This is a genomic window from Micromonospora sp. NPDC047620 (genome assembly GCF_043205005.1).
In the GTDB taxonomy this organism is placed as follows: domain Bacteria; phylum Actinomycetota; class Actinomycetes; order Mycobacteriales; family Micromonosporaceae; genus Micromonospora.
The window spans coordinates 89073-113284 of record NZ_JBIDDG010000003.1 but is presented as its reverse complement, the minus strand read 5'-3'; the positions used below and the strand labels follow the sequence as shown (position 1 = coordinate 113284).

General features: G+C 71.5%; 13 protein-coding genes and 1 pseudogene. 5 read left to right on the top strand and 9 right to left on the bottom strand.

All coding sequences use genetic code 11. The features are described 5' to 3' along the window. Nucleotides 1-30: 30 nt before the first annotated feature. The gene (locus ACGF5C_RS04725) at nt 31-1194 is read right to left on the bottom strand and encodes an FAD-dependent oxidoreductase (RefSeq protein ID WP_393296669.1); all 1164 of its coding nucleotides are present in this window, start codon (nt 1192-1194) and stop codon (nt 31-33) included. A gap of 79 nt (nt 1195-1273) precedes the next feature. On the opposite strand from ACGF5C_RS04725, the gene soxR reads away from it, so the two are divergent. The 4 genes from soxR to ACGF5C_RS04705 all read left to right on the top strand — a co-directional run bounded on the left by soxR (nt 1274) and on the right by ACGF5C_RS04705 (nt 3898). Continuing rightward, on the top strand, nt 1274-1762 hold the full coding sequence (gene soxR / locus ACGF5C_RS04720) for a redox-sensitive transcriptional activator SoxR (RefSeq protein WP_393296667.1): 489 nt from the start codon (nt 1274-1276) through the stop codon (nt 1760-1762). 11 nt (nt 1763-1773) lie between these two features. After that, on the top strand, nt 1774-2121 hold the full coding sequence (locus ACGF5C_RS04715; RefSeq protein ID WP_393296665.1) for a flavin reductase: 348 nt from the start codon (nt 1774-1776) through the stop codon (nt 2119-2121). Continuing rightward, nucleotides 2121-2525, top strand: coding sequence for a superoxide dismutase, Ni (gene sodN, locus ACGF5C_RS04710; protein ID WP_393296663.1), 405 nt, complete (start codon nt 2121-2123; stop codon nt 2523-2525). The genes ACGF5C_RS04715 and sodN overlap by 1 nt, the downstream gene beginning before the upstream one ends. Nucleotides 2526-2587: 62 nt before the next feature. Continuing rightward, nucleotides 2588-3898, top strand: coding sequence for a radical SAM protein (locus ACGF5C_RS04705; RefSeq protein WP_393296662.1), 1311 nt, complete (start codon nt 2588-2590; stop codon nt 3896-3898). Nucleotides 3899-4201: 303 nt separating this feature from the next. On the opposite strand, the gene ACGF5C_RS04700 is transcribed toward ACGF5C_RS04705, so the two are convergent. From ACGF5C_RS04700 to ACGF5C_RS04665, 8 genes and pseudogenes are all read right to left on the bottom strand, one after another. Beyond that, complete coding sequence (locus tag ACGF5C_RS04700) at nt 4202-6358, bottom strand: hypothetical protein (protein ID WP_393297003.1); 2157 nt, start codon at nt 6356-6358, stop codon at nt 4202-4204. 207 nt (nt 6359-6565) lie between these two features. Next, nucleotides 6566-6820: pseudogene (locus ACGF5C_RS04695) on the bottom strand (IPT/TIG domain-containing protein); the annotation flags it as partial. A gap of 65 nt (nt 6821-6885) precedes the next feature. Continuing rightward, nucleotides 6886-11340 (bottom strand): hypothetical protein, encoded by a 4455-nt coding sequence (locus tag ACGF5C_RS04690; protein ID WP_393296660.1) that lies wholly within the window; start codon nt 11338-11340, stop codon nt 6886-6888. 133 nt (nt 11341-11473) lie between these two features. After that, on the bottom strand, nt 11474-14500 hold the full coding sequence (locus ACGF5C_RS04685; RefSeq protein WP_393296658.1) for a hypothetical protein: 3027 nt from the start codon (nt 14498-14500) through the stop codon (nt 11474-11476). Further along, nucleotides 14497-17652 carry a DUF6603 domain-containing protein gene (locus ACGF5C_RS04680; RefSeq protein ID WP_393296656.1) on the bottom strand — a complete coding sequence of 1052 codons (3156 nt, stop codon included), beginning with the start codon at nt 17650-17652 and terminating at the stop codon, nt 14497-14499. The genes ACGF5C_RS04685 and ACGF5C_RS04680 overlap by 4 nt, the downstream gene beginning before the upstream one ends. 2 nt (nt 17653-17654) lie before the next feature. Further along, nucleotides 17655-19487, bottom strand: a complete 1833-nt coding sequence (locus ACGF5C_RS04675) for a hypothetical protein (protein ID WP_393296654.1) — start codon at nt 19485-19487, stop codon at nt 17655-17657. Nucleotides 19488-20196: 709 nt separating this feature from the next. Then, a complete protein-coding gene (locus ACGF5C_RS04670; RefSeq protein ID WP_393296989.1) occupies nt 20197-20265 on the bottom strand; it encodes a hypothetical protein in 69 nt (22 codons plus the stop codon). Between the two features lie 94 nt (nt 20266-20359). Beyond that, on the bottom strand, nt 20360-20803 hold the full coding sequence (locus ACGF5C_RS04665) for an OsmC family protein (protein WP_393296652.1): 444 nt from the start codon (nt 20801-20803) through the stop codon (nt 20360-20362). Nucleotides 20804-21492: 689 nt separating this feature from the next. Here ACGF5C_RS04665 and ACGF5C_RS04660 point away from each other — a divergent pair. Continuing rightward, complete coding sequence (locus ACGF5C_RS04660) at nt 21493-24114, top strand: ATP-binding protein (protein ID WP_393296650.1); 2622 nt, start codon at nt 21493-21495, stop codon at nt 24112-24114. The last annotated feature ends 98 nt before the right edge of the window (nt 24115-24212 follow it).

Genomic DNA, 24212 nt, shown 5'->3' with positions numbered 1-24212 from the left:
TGCGCAGGTTCATCGTGGCGGGGGCCGAACTCAGATAGCGCGTACGTGGTCCTGCAAAAGCGTTCTTGCGGTTTGGAAGGTGTCTGCGCGTGTGGCGCCGACGAGGCCGACGCAGCCGCGTTTGGCCCAGCCGGTGACGTAGAGTCCCGGCTCGCCGAGCACCGCCCCGGCGCGATGCGGAACAGTGCGGGTATCGGGGTCGAAGGGCACACCTGCCAGGGGTGAGGCGGCGTAGCCGATGGCGCGGTAGACGGCCTGGACCTTGTGGTCCTCGTAGTCACCGGAACCGGTGATGTGCCCGTAGCCGTCGGGAACGGCGCGTTCGGTGCGCAGCCCTTCCACCCGGTCGACGCCGAGAATGGCTGCGGGGATCCGGTAGAAGTGCAGGTGCACGCGCCGTGACGCGGCCCGTGCGGCGGCGGGGATCCGCGACCAGGCTCGCAGGATGTCGACGACCTTCCGGGTGGGCGCGAATTGCCGGGTCATGCGCTCCATGTGCAGATCGGGGGCCAGGTCGGCAGGGTCAACGATGACATCGACGTCGTCCTGGTCACCGAGCTCGCCCAGCTCGGTAGGGCTGAAGCGGGTGTCGGCCGGGCCGCGGCGCGCGAACAGATGGATGTCCCGGACCGGGCTGGCGGCGAACTCATTCAACACGTGCAACGGGATGCCGGTGCCGGCGAGGGCGTACGCGGGCTTGCTCAGCATCCGGATCACATCGAGGGCGACGTTGCCGGCGCCGATCACGGCGACGGACTCCGCTCGCAGCGCCCACGCCAGCGACGCGTCGGGGTGGCCGCCGTACCAGGCGACGAAGTCCGCCGCCCCGAAGGAGCCGGGCAGACCGAGGCCGGGCAGCTCGACGGGGACGTCCCGCCGGGCGCCGGTGGCGATGACGACCGCGTCGTAGCGGTTGCGCAGGTCGCGCACCGTGACGTCGGTGCCGATCTCGACACCGCAGAAAAGCTGGGCGCCGCTGCCGGCGAGCACGGCACGAAGCTCGCCGGTGAGCCGCTTCACCCGGGCGGGATGGTCCGGGGCGATGCCGTACCGGACCAGGCCATACGGGGCGGGCAACCGCTCGAAGATGTCGATCCGCGTCCCGGGTGCGAGCTCGCTCAAGGCACCGGCGGTGTGGACACCGGCCGGGCCGGCGCCGACGATCGCCACGGACAACGCGATCACGTAGGTCATGGCGTGAACGCTAAAACCTCAACCGCACTTCACCTCAAACGCTTGAACTCAACCGGGGTTCAAGTTTTACGGTCTCCGCGTGCCACCAGAGCAGCCTGCGGGCCCGGATGATCTGCTCACCATCGGCGAGGTCACTGCTCGTACCGGGCTGCCCGCCTCCGCACTACGGTTCTACGAGGACAAGGGGCTGATCGCCGCCGAGCGCAGCCCTGGCAATCAGCGCCTCTACCGGCGCCATATGCTGCGCCGCATCTCTCTTGTCCTCGCCGCCAAGCGGCTCGGCGTCTCGCTCGCCGACGTCGCTGCGATCCTCGCCACGCTGCCGGCCGGCCAACCGCCAAGCCAGCACGACTGGCACCGCGTGTCGCGTATGTGGAGAGGCGAACTGGAAGCCCGGCGGCGCTACATCGGGAACCTCGAGCGCCAGCTCACCGGCTGCATCGGGTGCGGTTGCCTCTCTATGCGGTCATGTGGGATGCGCAATCCCGGGGATCGGCTTCGCCATCAGGGCCAGGGACCGGTACGCCTCGACGAGAAGTGTGAGCAGGACAGCACCGACTTGACCTGAAGTCGGGTTGAATGTCTAGCGTCCTTGTTGTGGATCAACGAATCGGCGGCGCCGAGCTGATGAAGGGCGCCTTCCGCCGCTATCCGACGGGGGTACCGGTCATCAGCGCGACCGGACCGGACGGTCCGGTAGGGCTGACGGCGTCCAGCGTCGCCTCCGTATCGGTCGCGCCATCGGCGGTGTCCTTCTCCGTCATGGGGACGCAGTCCGCCCACCATCTGCTGTGCACCGGGTACCCGTCGCCGCCGCGACGCTCGTCGCGGCTTCTGTGCTCGAGGTGTTCCTCGGGCCGACGACGGTCCTCTCGTCTATCACGCCAGGGGTTCGTCACTACACCGCTGTTGTCGGAAGGAATCTGATGAGACTGTCATCTCTGCTGCGCCCGCGAACCACCGCGAGTGCCCACTGCGACCTGCCCTGCGGGGTCTACGATCCGGCCCAGGCCCGCATCGAGGCCGAGTCGATCCTCGCGATCAGCAAGAAGTACCAGGACAACACCGACCCGGAGTTCCGCACCCGTTCGCTGATCATCAAGGAGCAGCGCGCCGAACTGGTCAAGCACCACCTCTGGGTGCTGTGGACCGACTACTTCAAGGCGACACACTTCGAGAAGTACCCGCAGTTGCACGGCCTGTTCAACGAGGCCACCAAGCTGGCCGGTGCCAGCGGCACGAAGGGCTCCGCCGACCCGGCCGTCGCCGAGCAGCTCCTCGTCAAGATCGAGGAGATCGCGAATATCTTCTGGAAGACCAAGCAGAGCTGACACGTGGGTGATCGGGTGGCGCCCTGCCACCCGGTTTCCGCGCAACCCGTTCAGGAGGGCGTATGCAGTCTCGCACCGATCTCGTCGAGAACGTGATGAGCCGTTTCCCACAGGTACCGCACGAGGCGGTAATCAAGGAGGACCTGCTGCGCGGCGGGCTCGCCTTCGACGACTCGGCGCTGACTGACAACGAAAACGGCGACGTCAAACCAAAGTCGTACTTCATTTTCTCCTTCGACCATCGGACCCTGCCGGAGCTGGGCACGGCCGCGCTGCGCCGGCCGCCGGAGGAGATCGTGCTCACCGGCGGGCCGTACGGACTGCGGCGGACGATCGTGTCGGTCCGCACCAATCCCGCCTCGCCGTACCGCGTCAAGACCGGCGACGACGGACGGATGCAACTGTTCCTGGACGGCAAGCCGATCGCCGACGTCGGGCTGCCGCCAATGCCGGCGTACTACCAGCAAACGCTGGCCAACGGGAAATCGGTGATGGAGGTAGCCCCGACGATCCAGTGGGGCTACCTCGTCTACCTGACCGTCTTCCGCGTCTGCCAGTACTTTGGCGCCAAGGAGGAGTGCCAGTACTGCGACATCAACCACAACTGGCGGCAGCACAAGGCGGCCGGGCGCCCGTACACCGGGGTCAAACCCGTCGACGAGGTCCTCGAGGCCCTGGCGATCATCGACAAGTACGACACCGAGCGTGCGTCCCAGGCGTACACGCTTACCGGCGGCAGTATCACTTCGAAGGTCGACGGGCGCGCTGAGGCCGACTTCTACGGCCGGTACGCCCAGGCGATCGAGGAACGGTTCCCGGGTCGCTGGATCGGCAAGGTGGTCGCGCAGGCCCTGCCCCGCGCCGACGTGCAGCGGTTCAAGAACTATGGCATTCAGATCTACCACCCCAACTACGAGGTGTGGGACAAGCGCCTGTTCGAGCTCTACTGCCCCGGCAAGGAGCGCTACGTCGGCCGCGAGGAGTGGCACCGCCGCATCCTCGACTCGGCCGAAGTCTTCGGGCCGCGCAACGTGATCCCGAACTTCGTGGCCGGCGTCGAGATGGCCGCCCCGCACGGCTTCACGACCGTGGACGAGGCCATCGCGTCCACCGCCGAGGGCCTCCAGTACTTCATGTCGCGCGGCATCACCCCGCGCTTCACCACCTGGTGCCCCGAGCCGACCACGCCGCTCGGCCGCACCAACCCCGAGGGGGCGCCGCTGGAGTACCACGTCCGGCTGCTGGAGGTCTACCGCGCGACCATGGAAGGCAACGGCCTCTCCAGCCCGCCCGGATACGGGCCGGCCGGACCCGGCCAAGCTGTGTTCTCCGTCAGCTCCTTCATGGACAACCTCCCGACTGGGCGTTCGTGATGACAGACTCCCCGGTCGCGTTGAACGACCAGGAGCCGGCATTCCCGCAGGCCTTTGTCGCCCTGGAGGCCGCGCTATCCCGTGGCCGTCGAGCTCCATCGCCGCTGCTCGGACTACCACCCGGGCGCAGGCCGAGGCGATCCTCTCCAGGCAGGCCGCCGCTGAGAGCCTGCTTGACGGCGGGCAAGACCACGTCGCCCGGCGCCACATCGAGCCGGTCGAGCCAGCACCAGGTACCTTCGAGCCTGGATGGTCCACCCGGCGGCACACAGCGTTCCGCTGAGGCCGCCCTTCTGGTCGCTCTTACGCCCCTGTGGTGGTGTCGAACCGAATGCCGCTGGAGCCTTCGCCGCGGCCCGGGCCTTTGCGGCGTGCCCGCCACAGGTGACTCCGGCCATCCGCAGACCGGCCCAATGTCCACAGTCGGGTCAGCCTCACCCCTGTCCGTGGCACCTCCTCGTCATAGATTTCCAACGGGGTACCAGGTTCCAGGAGTCTTCCGCGTGGTGGGATGGCGGCGCCACCGACTGGTTCACGCATGGCGCCCCGCGCCAGCCATCGCCCGGTGACGCTACCGGTCCCGTCGCGGTCGAACCTGGGCAGCAGCGGAACCCAGTTGCGGGGTACCAGCGTCTGTAGCAGGTACCGCCGAAGGCCGTCGCCGTCGGGGCCTTGTTGCCCCGCCCGCCGGGTCACCTCTTCCTCGTACAGATCCAGCGGGCGGCCGGTGCGGCTCTGGACGGTCTTCTCCACCGCCCAGGCCATGTTCGCCATTTCGTCGCGTAGCAGCAGGACATCCTCCAGCGGACGGGATTCCTGCGTTGCCGGCAGCGCGTCGAGCAGCAGCATGGCATCGCCGGCGTCCGCTGTGCCGGCGTCGCTCGCGAGCTCGAACATCCGCCAATCGGTGCCGGCTCCGTCGCCGAACGGGCTGATCGTGATCGGTACCCCGAACGCGTCGGTCACGGTAACCGACGTCAGTTCACACAGTGTCCCCACGGTCAATGCGTCCAGGGGCACAGTGAACCAGTCGTTGCCGTACACGGTGGCGAACTCGACGAGGACGAGAGTCAGCAGGTCGCTCGGCGCGGCCGCGATCGAGCCGAAGTCCACGCGGCCGTCCTCCAGTTCCCACCATCGAGGCATCGGCATTCCGGGATAGCTGACGGGATTCGGTATGGCTACGCGGGTGAATTCCTCCGGTTCCCGCCCCGCCGCAGGTGCGCCCAGGGATGTCGCGGGTGTGGGGATTCGTCGGGAGAAGGAATACCAGTCGAGGTGCCCACCGTCGTGTTCTGGCGCGGTCAGCAGCAGATCGCCGGAGCCCGCGGCGAATGCGTACTCCATGCGCTGCCGGTCCCAGGCGGAGGTGTCCGCCACGGGTTCGCTGAACAGCTCGGCGCACCAGGCGTACCACTGCCGTACGGCGGTGAGGACGGCGGCGCGGTCGTTACCGTTGATCGGTGGCTGGTTCGGCAGGGTCGGGTTCGCGCCCAGCGCACCCTGGTAGGCGGCATAGATCCGTCCACCGTCGGGCGCTCGACCGGCGGTGACGGCGAGAAAGCGGCGGCTGCGCGTGTCCAGTGCCGCCGGATCGGCCGGTGGCTGCAGCGGGAAAGCGCGAAGGAACCGGGCGCGGTAGTCGTCGCTCTTGCGCGCGTCACGGAGGTTCGCGGTGATCAGACGCAGCAGGTGCAGACCCGCCTCAGCGGCCAGCCGCAGGTCGTCGAACGGGGCGGAGGCGGACCCCGTCGGGGGGATGACGCGCTCGCGTTCCACGACGGCTTCCAGGGGTACACCCGTTGGTGCGTCGTCGGGCTGGCCGTTGGCGGGCCGCCAGCGGGCCAGGGGGGTCGAGATGCCCTCCACCCGCACCGCGACCGGGGAGCCGGCGTCGCTACCGCGCAGTTCCCTCATCTGCCATTGCCTACCGAGCAGCCACAGGGCGTCGTACACCTGCGCTTGCAGCCCGAGCTGCAGCCCCTGCTGCAGGTCAGAGGTTCGGGCGTGCGGCTCGAGCCGGGTCCAGGAGGTGATCGAGGCACGGCTCTCGATCAGGATGCGGCTGGATTGGTTCGGGAGGCTTGGTCCCCATTCGCTGGTGACGATGACGTCGCGGGAACCAGTGGTGCGCAGACCGTGCAGGTCGGGCAGTTCCGCCCGGATCTCGGTGTCGGTCCAGGACAGGATCGTCGGGGCGGTGGCATGTGGCGGTCGGGGATCAGGCGTGGCGTAGACGGCGACCAGGTCGAGGCTGCCGGCGTCGGCAGGCCCGAACGCCCGACCCTGCACGGTGATCGTGGCGCCAGGTGCCGGGATGGACGGAACCACGCCGGTCACCTGGGGCAGTTCGCCGAGCAGGAAGGAGGCTGGTTCGGTACGCCCCCACGGGGTGGTCATCACCAGGGGGCGGTCACCGGCGCCGTCGAGCGCGTCGAGGGCGGGCACCCGCACGGTCACCGACGTCGGCGTCCACGCCTCGATGGGCGCCGGCACGTCCCGGGGGCCCGGCGCCCGGAACACGACCGCCGAGCCGGCGCTGCGCCGGCCGAAGCGTTCGCCGGTGACGGTGATGGTGGTGTGCTCGAGTCCGCGTGCCGGGTCGACGGTGGTGATCGCCGGTGGAGCCGCCTCCTCGATGAGAAACGGCGCGGGAGCGCTGTCGCCGGTGTCGGTGTGCACGACGACCTCGATGGGTCCGCCGGATCCGAACGACACCAGCGACGGGACGCGGACGACGATGCTGGTGGCGGACCAGCTGTCGACCGTTGCGATCACCGGCGCGGCTGTGTCGCCGGGGACGCGGAAGCGTACGGCTGAGGCTTCCGTACGGTCGCCGAACGCGGCCCCGGCCAGGGTGAGTGGGGCCCCGGCCGGTGCCGAGGCCGGGGTGACGGTGTCCAGCCGCGGCGCGTCAGGCATGTTGTGGTCCCTTTCAGGCATCGTGCGGGTGAGCGGATGGGGGGTTGCCGAGGCTCGACGCGCGGTCAGGCCAGCGGCACTCCCCTGCCGGCCAGGAAGTCGGTGGCAACGGTGACCCCCTTGCCGTTGTAGGCCAGGTATGTCGCCGGCAGGAACTGGCCCACCTCCTGCAGCGAGTCCAGGTCGACCATCCGCAGCTTCGCCAGGTCGAGGGTGTCGTCGACCGTCGCGCCCAGGGTCTGCAAGGTCCACTCCTCGCCGGGCCGCGGCGGCACGGCGACGACGATCGCCTGCGGGGGCGTGGCGTTGGGCTGGTCGTAGTGCAGTGCCAGACCGGTGGTCTTCGCCCGCGCGGGCAGCACCTCGCTGTACTGCTCGATCATCAGACCGGTCAGCGTCGCGGCCGGTCGCAGCTCGCCGGCGGGTAGCAGCGCCACGAGCGAGACCCGCCCCGCCGGTGGTGTGGTGCCGAACGGCAGGCCCAGCCAGCGGTCTCCCGGCGTGGCGGGAAGCTGGGCGACCGCGAAGGCGAGCGGGTCGACGCCGCCGAGCGCGTCGGCGTAGAGCATCAGATCGCCCAGACGCTGGGCACCGTCACGAACCCTGGCGAGTTGCTGGAACCAGCGGGTGGCGGCGAACGGGTCACCCGCCAGCAGCGCCTCGGTGGTGGGGAACCCGACGTCGACCTGGGCCGGGTCTGCGGCTGGCGGCGCGGTGTAGCGGGGCAGGGCCCGGAAGTCGCTGCCGAGAACCGCTCGCAGCCGGGCGAGTGCGTCGGCGACGCGGCCGGCCGTGTCGTCGGGTGCCGGTGTGGGCAGCCCGGCGAGCTGGTTGAGCCGGCGGCGCACCTCCGCGGCGACGACCGCGGCCTGCGCCAGCAGGTCCGCGCGAGCCGAGGGTGTGTCACCGGAGGCCGACACCGGCACCGCGCCCGGCACGCCCAGTGCGCTGGCCGTCAGCAGCGCCGCCCGCATCGGCTCGCCGGCGGGGGCTGCCATCGCGCTGGCCAAGGCGGTCTCCGCGGTCTGCAACGCGGCCACGACCGCGTCGGCTCGGGCCCGGACCTCGGCGAGATCGACGACGGCGGTGCCGGGCGCCTCGGGCAGGGACAGGTCGTCCGGGGTCATCGGACGCGCGCCGGCGATGGTTTCCCGCACCGCCTCGGCGAGCTCCATGAGTTCGAGCAAGCCGATCTTGTGTGGGAGTTCGGGTTCCCGGCTTGCCGTCACCTGGATGCGGGCGTCCGCCGGTACGGTGGCGGGTCGCGTGCGAGCCGCGTGGTAGACGATGCGCTGCTCCAGTTCGGAGAGCTGGTGTTTTTCGGCGGCCACGGCGGCGTACACCACGTCCAGCGGGGACAGCGCCGGCACGAGCTGGTCGAGCCGGCGTTCCTCTTCGTCGAGGACGTCGCCGCTGGCGGGGTCGAGGTAACGCACGCGGTAACGGACCCGCTTCGGGTCGCCGAGCAGCCGGCCGGCCCATGCGTCCAGCCGCGGCTCTGCGGCCGCTCGTCGGGCGTACCCGGCGTCCGGGGCCCAGCCCGGCGCGGCGGAGAGGTCGCCGGGCAGCAGCACGGCGAGTCGGTGGGTGGCGGCGGTCCCGGAGTGCGGAGTGTAGATGGCCTCCAGTTCCGGCAGTGCACCATCCGGGTGGGCGGCGGCGCGCAGGGCGGCGGCGGAACGGTCGGCGTTGCCCCGGCCCAGCTGGAACACGCCCTCGGTGAGAAGGATGTCGCCCAGGGCGTCCACGGCGTCGTCGAGTTGTTCGAAGACCGGCTGCAGGGTGTCGCTGGCCGGCCAGCCGGGGGCGGGGACGCGCCCGGCGGCCACCCACCGGCGGTGCAGGTCGAGGCCGTCGGCGACGTTGCGGGTTGCCACGGCCTCCGCGGCCGTCCCGGGCGGGGCGGTGCCGGTGACCGGCAGCGGGGCCAGGGTCCGGAAGTCGTCGATGAATCGGGCCAGGCCCCTGTCCTGCAACAGCCGTTCCAAGCGGTAGCCGAGCAGGGCGCCGAGTTGTTGGCCGGCGCGGACCCCGTCGAGGAGCGACAGGGCTGCCCGTACCCGTTCGGATGACAGGTCGATCCCGAAGGGGTGGCGGTGGCCGCTGCCGTCAGGGTGGGAACGGTAGCCGCTGGCGAGGATCGCCGCTGCGGTGGCGTGTGCCGGCGAGGGGGTGTGGACGTAGCCGGCGCTGGTACCGCCGTCGCCGCGGCGGATGTCCTCGACGATGCCGTACGCGCCCAGGTGCACTCCCCCGGCGCCGTGGTCGCCTCGGATTGTGTGCAGCCGGCGCTGCGCGAACGACGTGATCCAGGCGTCCAGGCGGTACGCGCACAGGTCGAGGGTCTCCGCGGCGACCTGTTCCAGGACGTGCACGGGCGTGCCGGCGAGCCCCTCGATCGCTGCCCGGACGGTGGCCAGCGGTGGTTGCGGGTCGGCGTCGAGCAGGTCACCTTTCGCGACGCCGGTCGTGGTGGTGGCGGTGAGCCGCTCCCAGACCATGCGGGGACGGGGTGCGGCGAGGTTGTCGTCGATCTCGTCGATGCCGTACATGCTCGGTTCGCCGCCGTGCCACGGCTCGGCCGGGTCGAGCTGCGCGGCGGCGAAGAGGTAGGCCACCAGCAGAGAGTGTCGCAGCAGCAGGTACAGCAGGGGCCGTTCGTCCAGCGGGAACGCGTCCTGGCGCAGGTCCCGCCAGTCGGCCTCGGCCAGCAGGGTGAGCCAGTCGGTGGTCGGCGGCTGGGCCCGGTCACCACCCGATTGCACCAGCGGGAAGGGCACCGGGAAGTAGTTCGCGGCGAACACCGTCTGCTCGAGGTTCGGCTGGGCGTCGGGCAGGCCGTGGGTGTCGAGGGCGGCGCGGGCCAGCGACGCCTGTTCGGTGCGCCATTGGGTGGACAGGCGGTTGCCGATGAACCGCCATGCGGCGTCGACGAAGGGCATGGCGAGTACGCTGCGGCCGCGGATGCTCACCGAGGTGGGCTGCATCGACAGCACCGTGAGCAGTGGGTTCTCGCTGGATGTTTCGCCGGGCGGCTGGTCGCCGATGCGGGGCACCGACGCCGCGGAGGCTCGCCAGACCGGACGCAGCGAGTCGCGCAGGAACGTGGCGAGGGTGGCGACGGGGCGCTCCTCGTCGCCTGGTGCCCACTGGTCCAGTGGCAGGACCGGCAGCACACCGTACGGCTGCTCGCCCACGCGCAGCACCGGCTGGGGGCCGGCGCCGCGTACCCAGTCGGTGAAGTGCTCGCGCACGGGTTCGACGGCGTCGGGTGGGACGACCGGCGCGAACATGTGCGCCAGGAAGTAGCCCAGGGTCGCCGGCCACAGGGCGGTGTTCATGTCGTGGCGGGCACGGCGCAGGGCGGCGCCGTCGTCGGCGGACGGCGTCGCGGCGAGCACTCCGACGTCGTCCGCGGCGAGTCCGAGGGTCCACGCGGCGGCGGCGGCGTTGCCGAGATCCGCCACCGGTGCCTGGGTGTCCGGTGGGCGGGGGGCGCCGGCGGGGCCGGTGTCGGTGTCGGTGTCGGGGGTGAGGTTCGTCGGGGTGCCGTCGTTGAGGAAACCGATGCCTCGGGTGTACCGGTGGGCGGCGAGGGTGTCGGCGAGTTCACGGGCGCCCTGCTCGGGGGTGAGTGCCGTTTCGGCGCCCACGACGACGAGTCGGGCGATCCGCTGCGGTGGCGGGTCGGGCAGCCGTAGCTTCATCGCCATGCCGCAGGCGTGGGCCTCTTCGAAGTCCACCATCCAGCGCATTCCCGGGTCGCGGCTGGGGTCGCCGGCGGTGGCGGCCAGGTCCGGACCGATGGGCAGTTCGAACGGAATCGGCTGGCCGTGCTGCTGCGCGATGACGTTGCCCGCGTCGTCGTATGCCGTCGCGTACAGCCGTCGGGGCAGGAGTCGGGTGCGGGCCGCCCGTGCCCACGGGCTGTCTCGCACCACGACCGTCCCGGACAGGGTGGCTCGCACGATCCATTCGGCGCGCGGCGCGCCGAAGCGGGTGGTCAGGTCCAGCCATATGTCGTCGCGGTCGCCGGCGGCGTCCCGGTAGCGGCGTCCGAGTTCGGCCTCCTCCGCGGTGAGCCGTTCGTCGTGGCTGTTCACGTGCACGGTGTCGGGCAGGACCCGTACCCACAGTTCCTGCCCGTCGGCCATGAACCGGGTCTGCACGCCCAGCGGCAGCAGCGCCACCGGCGCGGCGGAGAGCCGCAGGGTGTCCTCCAGCATCACGCTGATCGCGGCGCTCGTGCCGATGCTGGTGCGTACCCTCACCTGCTTGGGCCCTGGGGCGCCGGTGGCGTCGGGGAACGCGAACCGGATCTGCCCGTCGGTCCAGGTGATGATCCGTGCCGGCAGCATCGGGCCGCTGTCGGTGCTGACGAGCACGGCCGCCGCGGGGTCGGTGCCGGAGCCGAATCCGGTTCCGGTGGCGATGAGATGGTCGCCGGGCAGTGCCTGGGCGGGGTCGGTGGGACGGGCCGGCGCGCTGATCCCGGTGAGCGCCGGCGGTGGCGACGGCATGGGTTTGGTTGCCGGCGTCGGCTTCTGCGGCGGCCTGGTCACGGTGTCCTCGGCTTCTGCTGGCGGGCGTCGGCGGGCCGGGTCTCCCAGGAGTTGGCTGCCCCGGTGAGACGCGGCCCGACAGGCTCGATGATCATGGGTTGGGCAGGGCGGTACGGGCGTGGATCGCGACCCGCATGGGCCGCTGGTAGGTGATGGCGGCCATCTGTGCGGCGTCGGCGCCCCAGGTGGCGGTGGGCAGGGCGCGGCCGGACAGGACGGGCAGGGTCGTCGGTGTGGCCGCCAGCGGCCCGGCCACCGCAGCGTGGGTGACGGTGGAGCCGGCGGGGCTCACGTGGGACCAGTCCAGGTCGGACCAGCTGTTCGGTGTCGTCGGCGACGGGCCGGGTGGTTCGTCGAGCCCGAACCGCGGGGCGGTGGGCTGTTCCTGGATGACGAAGAACCAGCCGAGGTCGCCGTCACCGCCGCGTGCGGCCTCGACGGTGAGGTCGAAGCCCAGGTAGGTGACGTCGGGATCGATGGTGCCGCGGAACTGGGGGTAGCGCTGCAGCGGGCCCGGGGTGGGTATGGGACTGCCGTCAGGGCCGGGCACCGGCGCGCCGTTGGCGTCGATCTTCGGCACCGCCTTGGCGGCGTACACGACGGTGTGTGGGTAGCGCAGCAGCAGCCGGCCTCTGATCATCAGCACGAGCATGCCGGGACCGCCGACGGCGGTGGCGTTGTCGCCAAGGTCGGCGGTCCAGCTTCCGATCGGTGACAGTTGCGACGGTGGGCCGCCGGCCTGGTCGGGGTTTCCCCGAACGTCCCAGAACCGGTCGGCGAAGGTTGCGCCCGGGTCGGTGGGCAGTCCTCGCCACAGCAGTTCGCGGCTCAGTTCGTGGTTGAGCCCGGTCATGTACGCCTCGATGAAGCGGGCGTTGCCGACCAGCACCGCCACGCTGTCGTCGGCGATGCCGTCGATGCCGGGCAGCATCATCTGGCGGTCCACGGCGGAGAGTGGGCCGCTCATCGGCTGCGGGAACCGGGGCGCCGCCGCGCGGGGCCGCAGCGGGTCGCCGGTGGGCGGCGCAGCCGGTACGAGAGCGACCACCTCGCGGGCGACGCTCGTGTCCGGTTCCAGTTGTCCGCCCGCATCCACCATCGCCGAGGCGACCGCGGGGAGGCTGAGCTCGGGGCCTGCCGCTGCCAGTGTCTCCACGGTGGCGGGCAGGTGCTGCAGGAGGAACTCGGCGGCGGCTTGGAACCGGTTGTTGATGCCGCGGAGCCGGTCGCCACGCCGCCCCGGTTCGTCGATCTGCCACCGGTCGTCGACCGGCAGGAGCCCGGCCGCCCGCTCTGCCGCCTCGGCGGCCAGGGGTGCGGGCGGCCGCTCGATGTCCCCTGCGCCGTCGGTCGGGTCGGTGGCGGGTGGCGGGGGCGGGGGGTTGGGGTCACCGCCGACGTAGAAGCCGCCGGCGTCGGGGTCGTCTCCGGCGATCTTCCGCCAGCCGCCGCCGTGCGGCACGGTCTCGCGCAGGTGCAGCATCCGTGGCCGGTTCTGGCCACCGACCCGGTCGCCCACCTCGTCGAAGTCGGCGCCGCCGCGGGGTGGGCGGATCGGCACCCGCAGTCGGCCGCGCGACAATCCTGTGGCGAGTTCGGCGGTGGCGTCCTGGGCTGATCCGGGGAGCCGGCGGCCGAGCGGGCCCGCCGGCCGGATCGCGCGACGAAACGGCGCGGAGAGTGCCGCCGACGGGAAGACGCTGGCCTTCACGCTGGCTCGCAGGGTGTGTCGGGCGTCCGGGCCGGGCGGGGAGCCGTCGGGAGTGAGGCGGACCCGGCTGTGCACCGGCGCGGTGACCCGCACGGCCGCGTCGGGGGGCAGCCCGTCCAGGTGCTTGTCCCGGACCGCCGCGGCCGTCGCCCGGGCCAGTTGCGCCTGCCGCAGCAGGCTGTTGGCCCGTTCCAGTTCGCCGGCCTGTTCCCACGCCGAGGCCATCAACTGTTCCTGGTTGTCCTGCACCACCCGGGCTCCCAGGGCCGCTGCCGCCCGCCAGCCAGGGTCGAGGTTCAGCTCCCGCAGCCAAGGCCGGCCGGTCTCCGGCAGCGCGTCCGGCGTTGCGGCCTGGTACGCGCCGTAGATGGGTGGGCGCAGCACGGTGAGGTCGACGCCGGGCGGCGCCTCGATCAGGTCCTCCAGCCGCTGCGCGACCGGCAGCTGCACACCGGGCGGCCATTGCCGGGCCGGCAGGTCGGGTGAGGTGAGCGCGCCCTCGAACGGCAGCACGGTCGGTTCGGTCAACGCCAGGTCGGCGAAGTCGGGGCCGGCGGCGGCGATGTCGACCGGCATCGCGCCGACGTCCGCGCCGACCGGCCGGGGACGCAACCGGCGTACCAGGGCCTCGAAGTCGCCGGCTTCGGCCGTGGTGAACTCCCAGTGGTCGTACACCGGCAGTTCGATGGTCCCCGTCGCGTCCTGCCAGCCGCCCGGTGGCGGCCAGGCCAGTTCGGCGCTGGCGGTGACCGGCTGGCCGAGGCCCGCCTGCACACCGGCCCGGTACACCGGCACGAGGCAGGCCACGTATGCCGTGTGCGGCTGTAGCCGGCGGGGACACACCAGTCGGGACAGGGTCAACTCGGGTGAGCGTCCGTCCAGCGCCTGCTGTGGCGTGACGGCGCCCCCGGTGATCTGGGCGTGGGCCCACGCCCACGACTCGGTCAGGTCCGGCAGCTCGTCTCGGGCGTCGCCGGCGGTCAGGCGCAGCGACGGCAGCGGCCGGCACGGGTCCGCCACGATCTGCGTGACCTGCCGCCGCAGCACCACCAGCGCCAGCCAGGGGCGCAGCCGGTCGCCGCCGGGCTGCGGGCTGAGCAGCCACGGCAGCTCCGGGGCGTCGAATTCCACCAGCGGGAAGTAGTTGGGCTCGAAGTCGGTGGTTCCCGGTCGGGGTTCCCGGCGGATGATCTGGCTGGTGTCCAGTCCGACCACGTCGCCCGGGCCGTACAGGCGCACCGTTCGGGTGATGTCTTCGGTGCCGGACTGTCCTTTGGCGACGGTGAGGGTCACGGGCAGCCGCACCGCCGCGTCGTCGGCCGGCGGAGCGTTGTGGGTGGGGATGGCTGCGGCGAGCCCTTGCCGGGACCAGGCGAGGAATCGGTAGCTACCCGCGGGGTCCGTCATGCCAGCTCCAGTTCCTCGGCCCGTACGATCTGCAACTCGTCCCGGTCGGTCCGGCCACGCAGCCGTTCCGCAGCGGCGGTGTAGCTGCCGTCCAGCCCGTCCAGCGGCACCGGGGTGAGCGTGTCCCGGTCGACCACCACGTAGGTCGGGTCGGCCACGGCCGGTCCCGGTACCGGGGGTGCGAACTTCGCCCGCCCCTGCTCGCGGGACGGCGCCGTGCCGGCGGGTCCGTGCTGGGCCAGAGCGGCCACCTCCCCGTCACCGGGCGCGTAGCGCTCGTCGAGCCGTTCGGCGCTGGGCTGGTCGACGTCGAGGATGACCGACTGTTCGTAGTCCAGCGGCATGTCCTGGACGTATCCGACGGCGATTGCGGTGTCGGGGGCGAGGTGGACACCGGAGATCATCCGTTCGTACGCGGGGCTTGCCAGTTTCTCGGCGTCACTCATCTGCCGGAACTGCGCGGGTGCGAAGTACTCGGTGGCGACGCCGACGATGTCCAGTCCGTCGGCGGCCACGATCGCGAAGCGGTCGTGGCCCTTCGGGGGGACCGAGCCGAACAGGCCGAGGGTGCGCTGCAGCGGCACCAGTTGCTGGGAGACCGTCAGGGTGCCCAACGGATGCGCGGTCAGTTCGCCGTCACCGGCACCGTCGCGCAGGACCACCAGCCGGCCGCCCTGCGGTGGCAACTGCGCGCTCCAGTTGGCGTCGGCGGTGAGGCTGTCGCGCAGGATCGGCCACACCTGCTGCCGTTCGATGGCCGGTACGTCCTGCGTCCTGCCGAACTGTGCCCGGAACGGCAGCGAGAAGCTCACGAAGAAGATCTTGAAGGTGGCCTCGCCCCAGATCACCCAGGGTGATGGTCCGGTGAGGTACACGTGGATGTTCAGGCCCATCAGGGTGGTCGCGCCGCGCTTGAGGGCGAGTTGCGCGTAGATCTCCGCGAGCAGCCGGAACGGCGTGAACTGGATGAGGGTGTCGAATCCGAGGTTGCCTTCGAGGCTGAACCCGCCGACCTCCACAGCCAACTCGAGCCGGGCGCCCACCTGGACCGTGTTGGACGTCAGCGCGAAGTACGTCTCCATGCGGAGCCGCGGGTTCTTTCCCGTCGAGAGGGCCAGGGTCAGCCGGCGCAGCGCCGGGAAACCGGGCGGGGGCGTGTACGCGGGATGGAACCCGCCCAGCGCCATGGCGAAGTCCGGGTTGGTGCCCCAGTTCGCTCGCGCCGCCATGTCACCGGTCAGCGCGAACGGGCCGACCATCGAGTCGTACAGGGTGGCGTCGACGGAGAGTTCACCGCGGTCGAAGTCGACGACACCGACCACGTCGAGGTTGATGGCCACGATGGGGTGGTCGGGGTCGGGCAGCGCGGCCCGGATCCGGCCGAGGACGATCAGCCGCACCGGCGACGGTAGCTCCAGGATCAGCGCGAGTTCGATCGTGACCAGCGTGACCGGGGTGCCCCACCCGATCAGCGCCATCGGGCCGAACACGTGCTGACCGCTTGCGGGCGGGAACACCGACTGGAGGGCGGTGACGATCTGGGGGGCGCGCGGTGTCGGGTCGTCCGGGGAGAACAGGATCGCGTCCAGGGTGCGGTTGCGAACCCCGGCGCGCAGGACGTCCACGGCCACGGTGCGGTTGATGCCCAGCAGGCCGCCGACCCCGTTGAGGCTGAACCCGAAACCCAACTGGATCGGGGTGAAACCGGACGCCTGGACGATGACCAGCAGCGAGACGCCCGGCGATCCGTCCGGCAGGCGGGTGGTCAGCAGTCCGACCGCGTTGAGGGTGATCTTCTCGAACTGCAGGCGCAGTCCGCCGGCGTACTGCTCTTTGACCGGGTCGAAGAAGAGGAAGCCGCCGCCGGAGACGGCGGGAGCGTCGATGGCCACCACGATCTCGGTGGGCGGGACGAACACCAGCGCGCCGTCGGCGCCCACGGCGAGTCCGAAGCGGCCGGCCCCCAATGTCACCGGCCCGAGTCTCGCGACCAGCGTGTCCCGCACCCGGACGCCCCCGGCCGGCATGATCAGTGAGCCGTCGGAGCCGATGCCGAACTCGTCGAACTCGACCGTCGGCCAGGTGATCGCGGGTTCACCGAACCGTATGCTCACGACTCCGGAGAACAGGAAACGCACGACGCCGTCGGCGATCTCGATGCGCAGGGCCCGGAGTCCGAGCCTGGCCACGTCGGCCAACTCGACGGAGACGAGGTCGCGCGGATCGTCGGAGGCGCCGGGCGGCTGCGCGGCGGACAACACGCCGCTCAGCTGCCGGCCGGCGGCGAACCCCACGTCGACGGCGACCCACTTCTCCTCGCCGGCCTGCTCCAACGGCGTCAGCCGCAGGTCGACACCCAACCGCGCGGTCCGCACCGTGTTGCGGTGGATGTCGAGCTCGAAGGTACGGAAGCGGTACCGGAATCCGAACAAGGTGCCGGTGACGGGGTGCTGCGCGTCGGAGCTGGCGCTGAGCCGGCCGGTGAACCCGTCGGCGTCGATGGCGGCCTCGCTCAGCTCCAGGCGCAGTTCCGCCCCCGGGTCGCTGTGCAGGTACTCGTTGGGCAGGGTGACGGAGAGCACGTCGATCGCCAGGCCATGGAAGTCGGGGCGGTCGCTCAGCCAGCCCGGCGGGTCGATCCCACCGAAGACGGGTCGCACGTCGTGGGCCTCGACCACGATGTCGGTGTCGGCGACGTACGCCGGTGCCAGTGAGGCGCCCTCGAAGCGCTCGAGAGTGAAACCGTCGGCGGACACCCGCAGATCGGCGGTGATGGTGATCGAGGCGGGGTCGCCGGTTGCCACGTCACGCAGGATGTCGCCGCGCAGCCGCAGCCCCAGGGTCACTTCCTCGAGCAGGATCGACGGCTCGGCGCCGATGGTCACGGTGGCCCGCACCCCGGTCCAGCCGACTCCGGCCGAGCCCAGCACCAGGGCGATCGCGTCGGTGCCCGGCGGGGTGAGCGCCAACTCGCCCTCGAAGGCCAGCTCGAAGGCCACCACCAGCGCGGTGTCGTCGAACGCGGCGTCGGCGCTGAGATAGTAGATGCCCTCGAAGGCGTCGGCCGGCAGCATCGAGAGCAGCGGGAAGTCCGTGGCGGCGAGCGCCTCGCCGAGCGGGTACAGCGCCCGACCGTCCACCGATATGGCCATGCTCATTCCGTCCAGTTCGCGGTGGTCCAGATGGCCTGTTCGTCGCCGTGCCACTCGATCCGTCGGCTGCCGGCAGGTCCTCGGATGGCGCAGTTGCGCTCGCCACCCTGATCGATGATCCGGATGGCGGTGACATCACCGCCGGTGCGTACGTAGCGGAGGAAGACCGGCGAGTGGCCGTAGGCGTTCATGGCGTGGGCGGTGGCACTGGTCTGGGTGGCCTTGATGCCCTCGAAGTCGGCGTCGTCGTACCAGAACTGCAGCACCGCTCCCGGCTCCAGCCCGGTCAGCATGTCGCCGACGATCCGGTCGAAGTAGGCGTCGTCGGCCTCTCCCGCGTTGCGGGTCGGGTCGATGTGGTAGCCGGCGGCCAGGCCGGTGGCCACCAGCGCGCCCGCGCCACCGCGTCCGACATGGGCGGTGGGGAAGTTGCGCTTGGTGCCGGCGGCGTGGAACAGGTCGATTCGGCTCTGCCACAGGTGGTAGGCCAGTTCACCGCCGTCGAAGACGGTGGTGCGGTTGGTGCTGCCGCCGATGCTCTGCGCCGGCACCGGGTCGGGGAAGAACGCCTGCAGCACCGGGATCATCCGCGGCGCCCCGACAGCCGGGTCACTGTTCGGCAAGGGCTGGTTGTTGCGCAGGATATTGGCTCGGGCGGGCACCGCGGCCCAGGCATCGTTGATCAGCCGGACCGTGTCCGCGTTGGTGTCGCTGCGCCCGAAGTTCAACCGGCCACCACAGATGCGGTTGTCCACGAGCGCCCGCACGGAGCGCCGCATCGACATGAACGTGCAGCGGTACCCGCCGGGGCGGTCGCGGGGCTCGACCAGCATCGCCTCCCGCATCCGCAGCCGAAGCTGTATATGCGGGGCGGGCGTGGCGGCGAGGTCCACGGCGATCGGTGTGTCCCCCGCCGGCAACCGCCACACGTCGGGGGTGGCGCCGTCGATCCATCTCATACCGCCGACGATCGAGAGGCGGATGTCGGTCACCGGCGCGTCGGCGGGGTAGCTCCAGAAGAACATCCCGTGCGCCGGCAGCCGCTGGGTCGCCAGCTCGGTGTTGGCGGCGTCGGCCACGCGTACCCGTTGGGCGGGAAGGTGGACCGAGCAGTCGGCGACCGGTTTCCAGACCCGGGTGAAGCGAACCGCACGATAGACCGGTGTGGTGCCGCCGGTCGTCAGGACCGCATCCGGCACGGCCGCGCCCACGGCGCCGTCGGTGAGCTGCGGGCGCAGCACCCGCAGCACGTGGCGGGCGGGGATGGCGCCATTGGCGGCATGGGCGGGGTCGTCGAGGTCGGTGCCCGGGGTGAGCGCGTCGAACGCGCTCGACGAACCGTCCTTCGGGGCGGGCCGACTCGCCATCGTGATCCGCAGCGTGACATTCGACTGCGCGTCGACGGGATGCACGGTCGGCATCGCGTTGGCGATCCGGTCGTCGGCCGCAGCCGAGGCGCCGGGACGCAGGACCGGCTCGTAGCGCCCGGCGAGGAATCGCGCGACGGCGTGCTGCGCCCAGTTGGCGCGGGTCGGTGGGATGGACGGCGTGCCTCCGACGCGGCCCTGGCGCAGCGCCGTCCGTAGCGTGCCGAAGAGGAATTCCTCGGAGATGCGGACCGGCCCGTACCACACGACGGCCGGCAGGATCTCAAGACCGCCACGCACGGCGGGGTCGTTCATCGCGGTGGCGGCTTCGAGATCCACGGCGACCCGGATCGTGCCGACGGTACGCCACTTGGCGTACTCGGCGGAGGTGAACTGCACGGCGCTGGGCTCCGGCGTGATCCCCGGTGCCGCCGGATCGGGGATGAAGCGCAGGCGCCCCGGAAACAACGGCCGAACCTGCGGCAGTGGGGACCCGGCCGTCAGCCGGAACGCCAACTGCATCGCCTGTGGAAATGGGCCGCCGGCGACCGGGGCCGCGGCGAAGGCGACATCAGAGGCAGTGAGTGACGGCGCACTGATCCGTCCCTGATCGGCTGCGGAGAACGGGAACAGAAGGAAGCCGCTCCTGATCGGCATGCATGCCCCTTCCGTGCCACGCTGGCGTTAGGTGATCCCGTTCTACGATCGTTCAGGTGGCCGAGATCAGCTGTCAAGACAGCCGATCGTTCCGCAGATATCCGACGCAACGGTTGTGGTTGCGGCGCCTAAGAGCGGCTTCGTCTCTCCATCGTCGACACCCCGGACCTAAGCGGTCAGTCCCTCCCTCCGTCGACTGGCCATCTTGGAGGGACGCCGGGTTCGGTCGCGCAGGGTGTGTGCTTACGAAATAGTCATCGTTGCGTTTCCAAAAACTGCCACACTGTCCCTTAAACCATCGAACGCGGATCCAGGTACAGCGACCAAGGCGGCACGACAAGCAACTGCGCAACTTTTAGCGACTATGATCTACGTCAATCGGCGTCGACGCAACGGATCCGTCCAAAACCGCCAGGCAAAGCTCCGAGACCAATGGCCAAATGCCACTTCCTGCGAAACCGCTCGCATCGGCCCCGAGGGCGCCCGGCCCGGGACATCAGCAGCCGCCACACCGTCGTGCCTACCGGCACGCCCCGGCCAGCACCGCGTACACCGCGACCGCGAGGAGCCCGGCGAGCGGGTGACGCACTCCGCGCGGGTCACGCGGATCCGGGACAGCGGACAAGACCTGCGACAGCCCACCGTGTTCACCGTCGGCGACCCGGGAGTGACGCCTGGAAACCTCAGTCCCCGGTAGAACCGGCAGCCTCGACGATCGAGACGGGAGTGCCAAGTTCGACGGTACGAGAGACGGTGCAGAGCCGGTCGTGCGACTGCCGCAGCGACCGGGGCAGCGCCTCGCGCGCCCTGTCGCCGTCCGCGCCCACCGGGAACGTCACGGTGAACTCGACGGTAAGGTTCTCCATCCGGTTTCCCCCGGTCTCGTCCCGGCTCTTGTCGCCAGTGACTTCGACGGAGAACTGAGTTGGCTCGGCGCGACGGCTGGTGATGTGGTCCACATCTATCGAGGTGCAGCCGCCGATAGCTGCCAAGAGCAGTTCCACCGGCGTGAAGCTGCCGTCCTCGCCCGTGCCCATCGATATCGAACCACCGCGGACGTTCCGCACGACGTACTTCCCCACGCTGGTGCGCTCGATCTCCACGGAACGGAAGGTGTCCTCACCCATGACAGGCACCCTACCCAGGCATCCTGGCCCCCGAGCCACCGGGCTGACCGGCGGCCGGCCCATCCCTTACCCGATGCCGAGTTTCTGCGACACGGTCGAGGACCTCGAACGGGACCTACACGAGTCAGACTGAACAACCGGAGAGAGCAACAAGATGCGAGCCACGGGCGTAGGACGGTCACCAGCACGTGGGCCTCGGCGAGGGGACCATCCGGTCCTGGCTGCCGAAATCCCGGTGGCCGGTCCGACGCCACCTGGTGGGCGGGCGTGCAACCATGCCTGACCCGGTGGAAGACGCATTCCGACCGGTCCCCGCACGGTCGTGGCCGCGACCATGACCGCGAACGCCGCAGACCTCGCCGCCGCCCGGAACCATCGTGCGATCAGCGGCGGGTTGCCGCGTGTGGGTGACTCGTGCTGGGCCGCCCGGAGCGCCTGGGTGGAGTGGCCCTTGAGGATGCGGACCTCGATGGTCGACGGTGACGTGGTGTTGCGCCCGTGCAACGCTGAGCGGGACTCTCCAAACCTGTTCCGGGTGCTGGATGACCCGATCGTCTGGCTGCACATCCCCAAAGTGACTGTCCATTTCGGAGTATCGGGGCGACGGTGCCTGGCCTGGGCCCTGTACCGTGTGACGCACTCTGGCAGACCCGCCCGGCGCCCTCGGGCCCGGGCACATGACATCTGACGTGAGGGCGCGCATGACGGCCGCCGACTTCGGCGTCGACCCGACCACCGCGACCAGTCCGGAACAGTACGTCAGGCTGCTGCGTCGCGTCCGCGACCAGTCCGGCCTCGCCTATCGCGAGATCGCCCGCCGCGCGCAGCGCAACGGGGACGTGCTGCCGGCGAGCACCCTGGCGACGATGCTGGGCCGGTCGACGCTGCCCCGCCGTGATCTGGTGTCGGCGCTGCTGCGGGCCTGCGACGTGCCGGACGAGCGCGCGACAGCGTGGCTGGCCGTCTGGGGCCGGCTGGCCGCCGCCCGTACGGCGGAGACGCCCCCGGCGGCCACGCGGGCGCGCTCCTCGGGCCGAACCGGTCACTCCCCGATCGGTCCGGCCGCGCGCGTCACCGGTCCGCGCGGCCCGGTCGGCGGGCCGGACACCACGGGTGTCGGGCCGGCATCCCACACGCAGCGCTCCGCCGCGCTACGCCTGATCCCCGCAGGTGGCGGGACCGGGTCGGCCGGCCCGGAACGGGGGCGGGTCGCCGCGTCCGGCGGCGGCCGGGACCGGGCCGTACTACGGGGGCTGTCGTGGCCGGCGGCAAGCGAGCCGCCGCCGGTGGGGAGCGGGTCGGGGACACCGGTCCCCTATCAACTGCCACCTGCGCCCCCGTTGATGACGGGCCGCTCGGCGGAGGTCGGCCAACTGCTCACGGCCACGGAGACCGACGCCGCGGTGTGCCTCGTCGAAGGTGCCGGCGGGGTCGGCAAGTCCGCGCTCGCCCTGCACGTCGCGCACCGGATCGTGGGACGTTACGACGGCGGTTGCCTCTACGCGGACCTGCGCGGGGCCACCGGCGGCGTCGCGGCGGCCGAGCCCACGGACGTGTTGGGCCGGTTCCTGCGGGCGCTGGGCCTGCCCACCGTCCCCGCCTCGCTCGACGAGGCCTCGGCGTTGCTGCGCACGTGGACCGCCGGACGGGGCGTACTCGTGGTGCTGGACAACGCCGCATCGGCGGCGCAGGTCCGACCGCTCCTGGCCAGCGGGCCCGGATGCACCACGATCGTCACGAGCCGGTGGATGCTCTCCGACCTCGACACGACGGCGCGGATCCGCCTCGGCCCGCTACCCGACGACGCGGCGCTCGCCCTGCTCACCGGGCTCACCGGCGCCCACCGCGTGCAGGCGGAGCCCGCCGCGGCCGCGACCGTGGTCCGCCGGTGCGGCGGGTTGCCGCTGGCGTTGCGAATCGTCGGCGCCCGCGCCGCGGCCCGGCCAGACGCCTCGCTGACCGGCCTCGCCGAGCGGATGGACGACGAGGGCATGCGGTTGGACGTCATGGAGGTCGGTGACCTGTCCGTACGGGCCAGCCTGCACCTGGGCTACCAGGTGTTCGGGGACGCGCGGCAGGGCGGACGTCGGCAGGCGGCCCGGCTCTTCCGGCTCGCCGCGCTGCCCGACTGGACGCACCTCACGCCGTACGGCTGCGCGGCACTGGCCGACCTGCCGGTGACCGCCGCCGAGCAGGCCCTGGACGCGTTGGCCGACGCGCACCTGATCGAGTCGGCCGGTGGCGGCGGATACCGGTTCCACGACATCGTCCGGCTCTACGCCCGGGAGCGGGCGCAGGCGGTGGACGACCCACACCACCGCGAGGCGGCCCTCGGTAACCTCACCGCGTGGCTGCTCGCGGCCACCACCCGCGCGGCGCGGCTGCTCTACCCCGACGACCGGTTCGGCATCGACGAGCCGACCGGCCCGACTCGGCCCGGCCCGCCCCTCGCCGACGCGGCCGACGCGTTGACCTGGTTCGAACGGGAGCACACCAACCTGTTGCTGGTGGCCGGGCAGCAGGCGACGGCGGGACGGGCCCTCACCGAGGTCCGCGACCTGGCCCTTGTGGCGGCCAAGTTCCTCGACTACGCCGGGCACATCGCCGAGCAGCAACAGTTCGGCCACCTCGCCGCCTCGGCGGCGAGCCGATGTGGCGATCGCTCGGGCGAGGCCGCCGGGCTCAACATCGTCGCCGTCGCGCTCCTGCGCCAGAGCCGGCTCGACGAGGCGATCCCCATCCTCGAGCGGTGCCTGGCCGTCCAGCGCGAACTCGGCGACCGAAGCCGGGAGGCCGCCATCCTGAACAACCTCGGCAACGCCCTGCGCGACAGCGGCGACCTGACCGGCGCCCTGGACCACCTGCGGGCCGCGCTGGTCATCCGGCGGCAACTCGGCCACCGGCACAAGGAGGGGTTGGTGCTCGACAACCTGGCCCTGGTGTACCAGCGCCTCGGCGACCATGCCCGGGCCGTCGCCTGCCACGAAGCCGGACGCGCCGTCGCCGACGGCGGCACCGATCCGTTGCGCGAGGCCCAGGCGCTGGTCAACTTCGCCGAGACGCTACACGCTGGCGGTGAGCACCGGGAGGCGATCGCTCGCGCGACCGAGTCGCTGGAGATCTGCCGACGCTACGAGCACCGGCGGGGCATCGGCTTGGCGCTACAGGTGCTCGGCAACGCCCACGCGGGCCTCGGACACCGCGCCGTGGCGCGCCGGCACTGGCGGGAGGCCTTGGGCCGGCTCGACGGGCTGGACCCGCAGGCGTGCACCCGCCTCCGCGCCGCCCTGGCGGCGGACACGACTGCCTGACCGCCGCTGGCGGGCAGCGCGGTTCCGGGTGTCGACGCCATCCCGGGGCGCTCCCGCCCACGGCCTCACGACGCGCGTCTGGCGGCTGCCGGGCGGGC

Excerpts from the sequence above, each read along its gene's own strand:
- ACGF5C_RS04725 (WP_393296669.1), bottom strand. The coding sequence starts at position 1,194 with ATGACCTACGTGATCGCGTTGTCCGTGGCGATCGTCGGCGCCGGCCCG.
- ACGF5C_RS04715 (WP_393296665.1), top strand. The coding sequence starts at position 1,774 with ATGTCTAGCGTCCTTGTTGTGGATCAACGAATCGGCGGCGCCGAGCTG.
- sodN (WP_393296663.1), top strand. The coding sequence starts at position 2,121 with ATGAGACTGTCATCTCTGCTGCGCCCGCGAACCACCGCGAGTGCCCAC.
- ACGF5C_RS04705 (WP_393296662.1), top strand. The coding sequence starts at position 2,588 with ATGCAGTCTCGCACCGATCTCGTCGAGAACGTGATGAGCCGTTTCCCA.
- ACGF5C_RS04690 (WP_393296660.1), bottom strand. The coding sequence starts at position 11,340 with ATGCCGTCGCCACCGCCGGCGCTCACCGGGATCAGCGCGCCGGCCCGT.
- ACGF5C_RS04685 (WP_393296658.1), bottom strand. The coding sequence starts at position 14,500 with ATGACGGACCCCGCGGGTAGCTACCGATTCCTCGCCTGGTCCCGGCAA.
- ACGF5C_RS04680 (WP_393296656.1), bottom strand. The coding sequence starts at position 17,652 with ATGGCCATATCGGTGGACGGTCGGGCGCTGTACCCGCTCGGCGAGGCG.
- ACGF5C_RS04665 (WP_393296652.1), bottom strand. The coding sequence starts at position 20,803 with ATGGGTGAGGACACCTTCCGTTCCGTGGAGATCGAGCGCACCAGCGTG.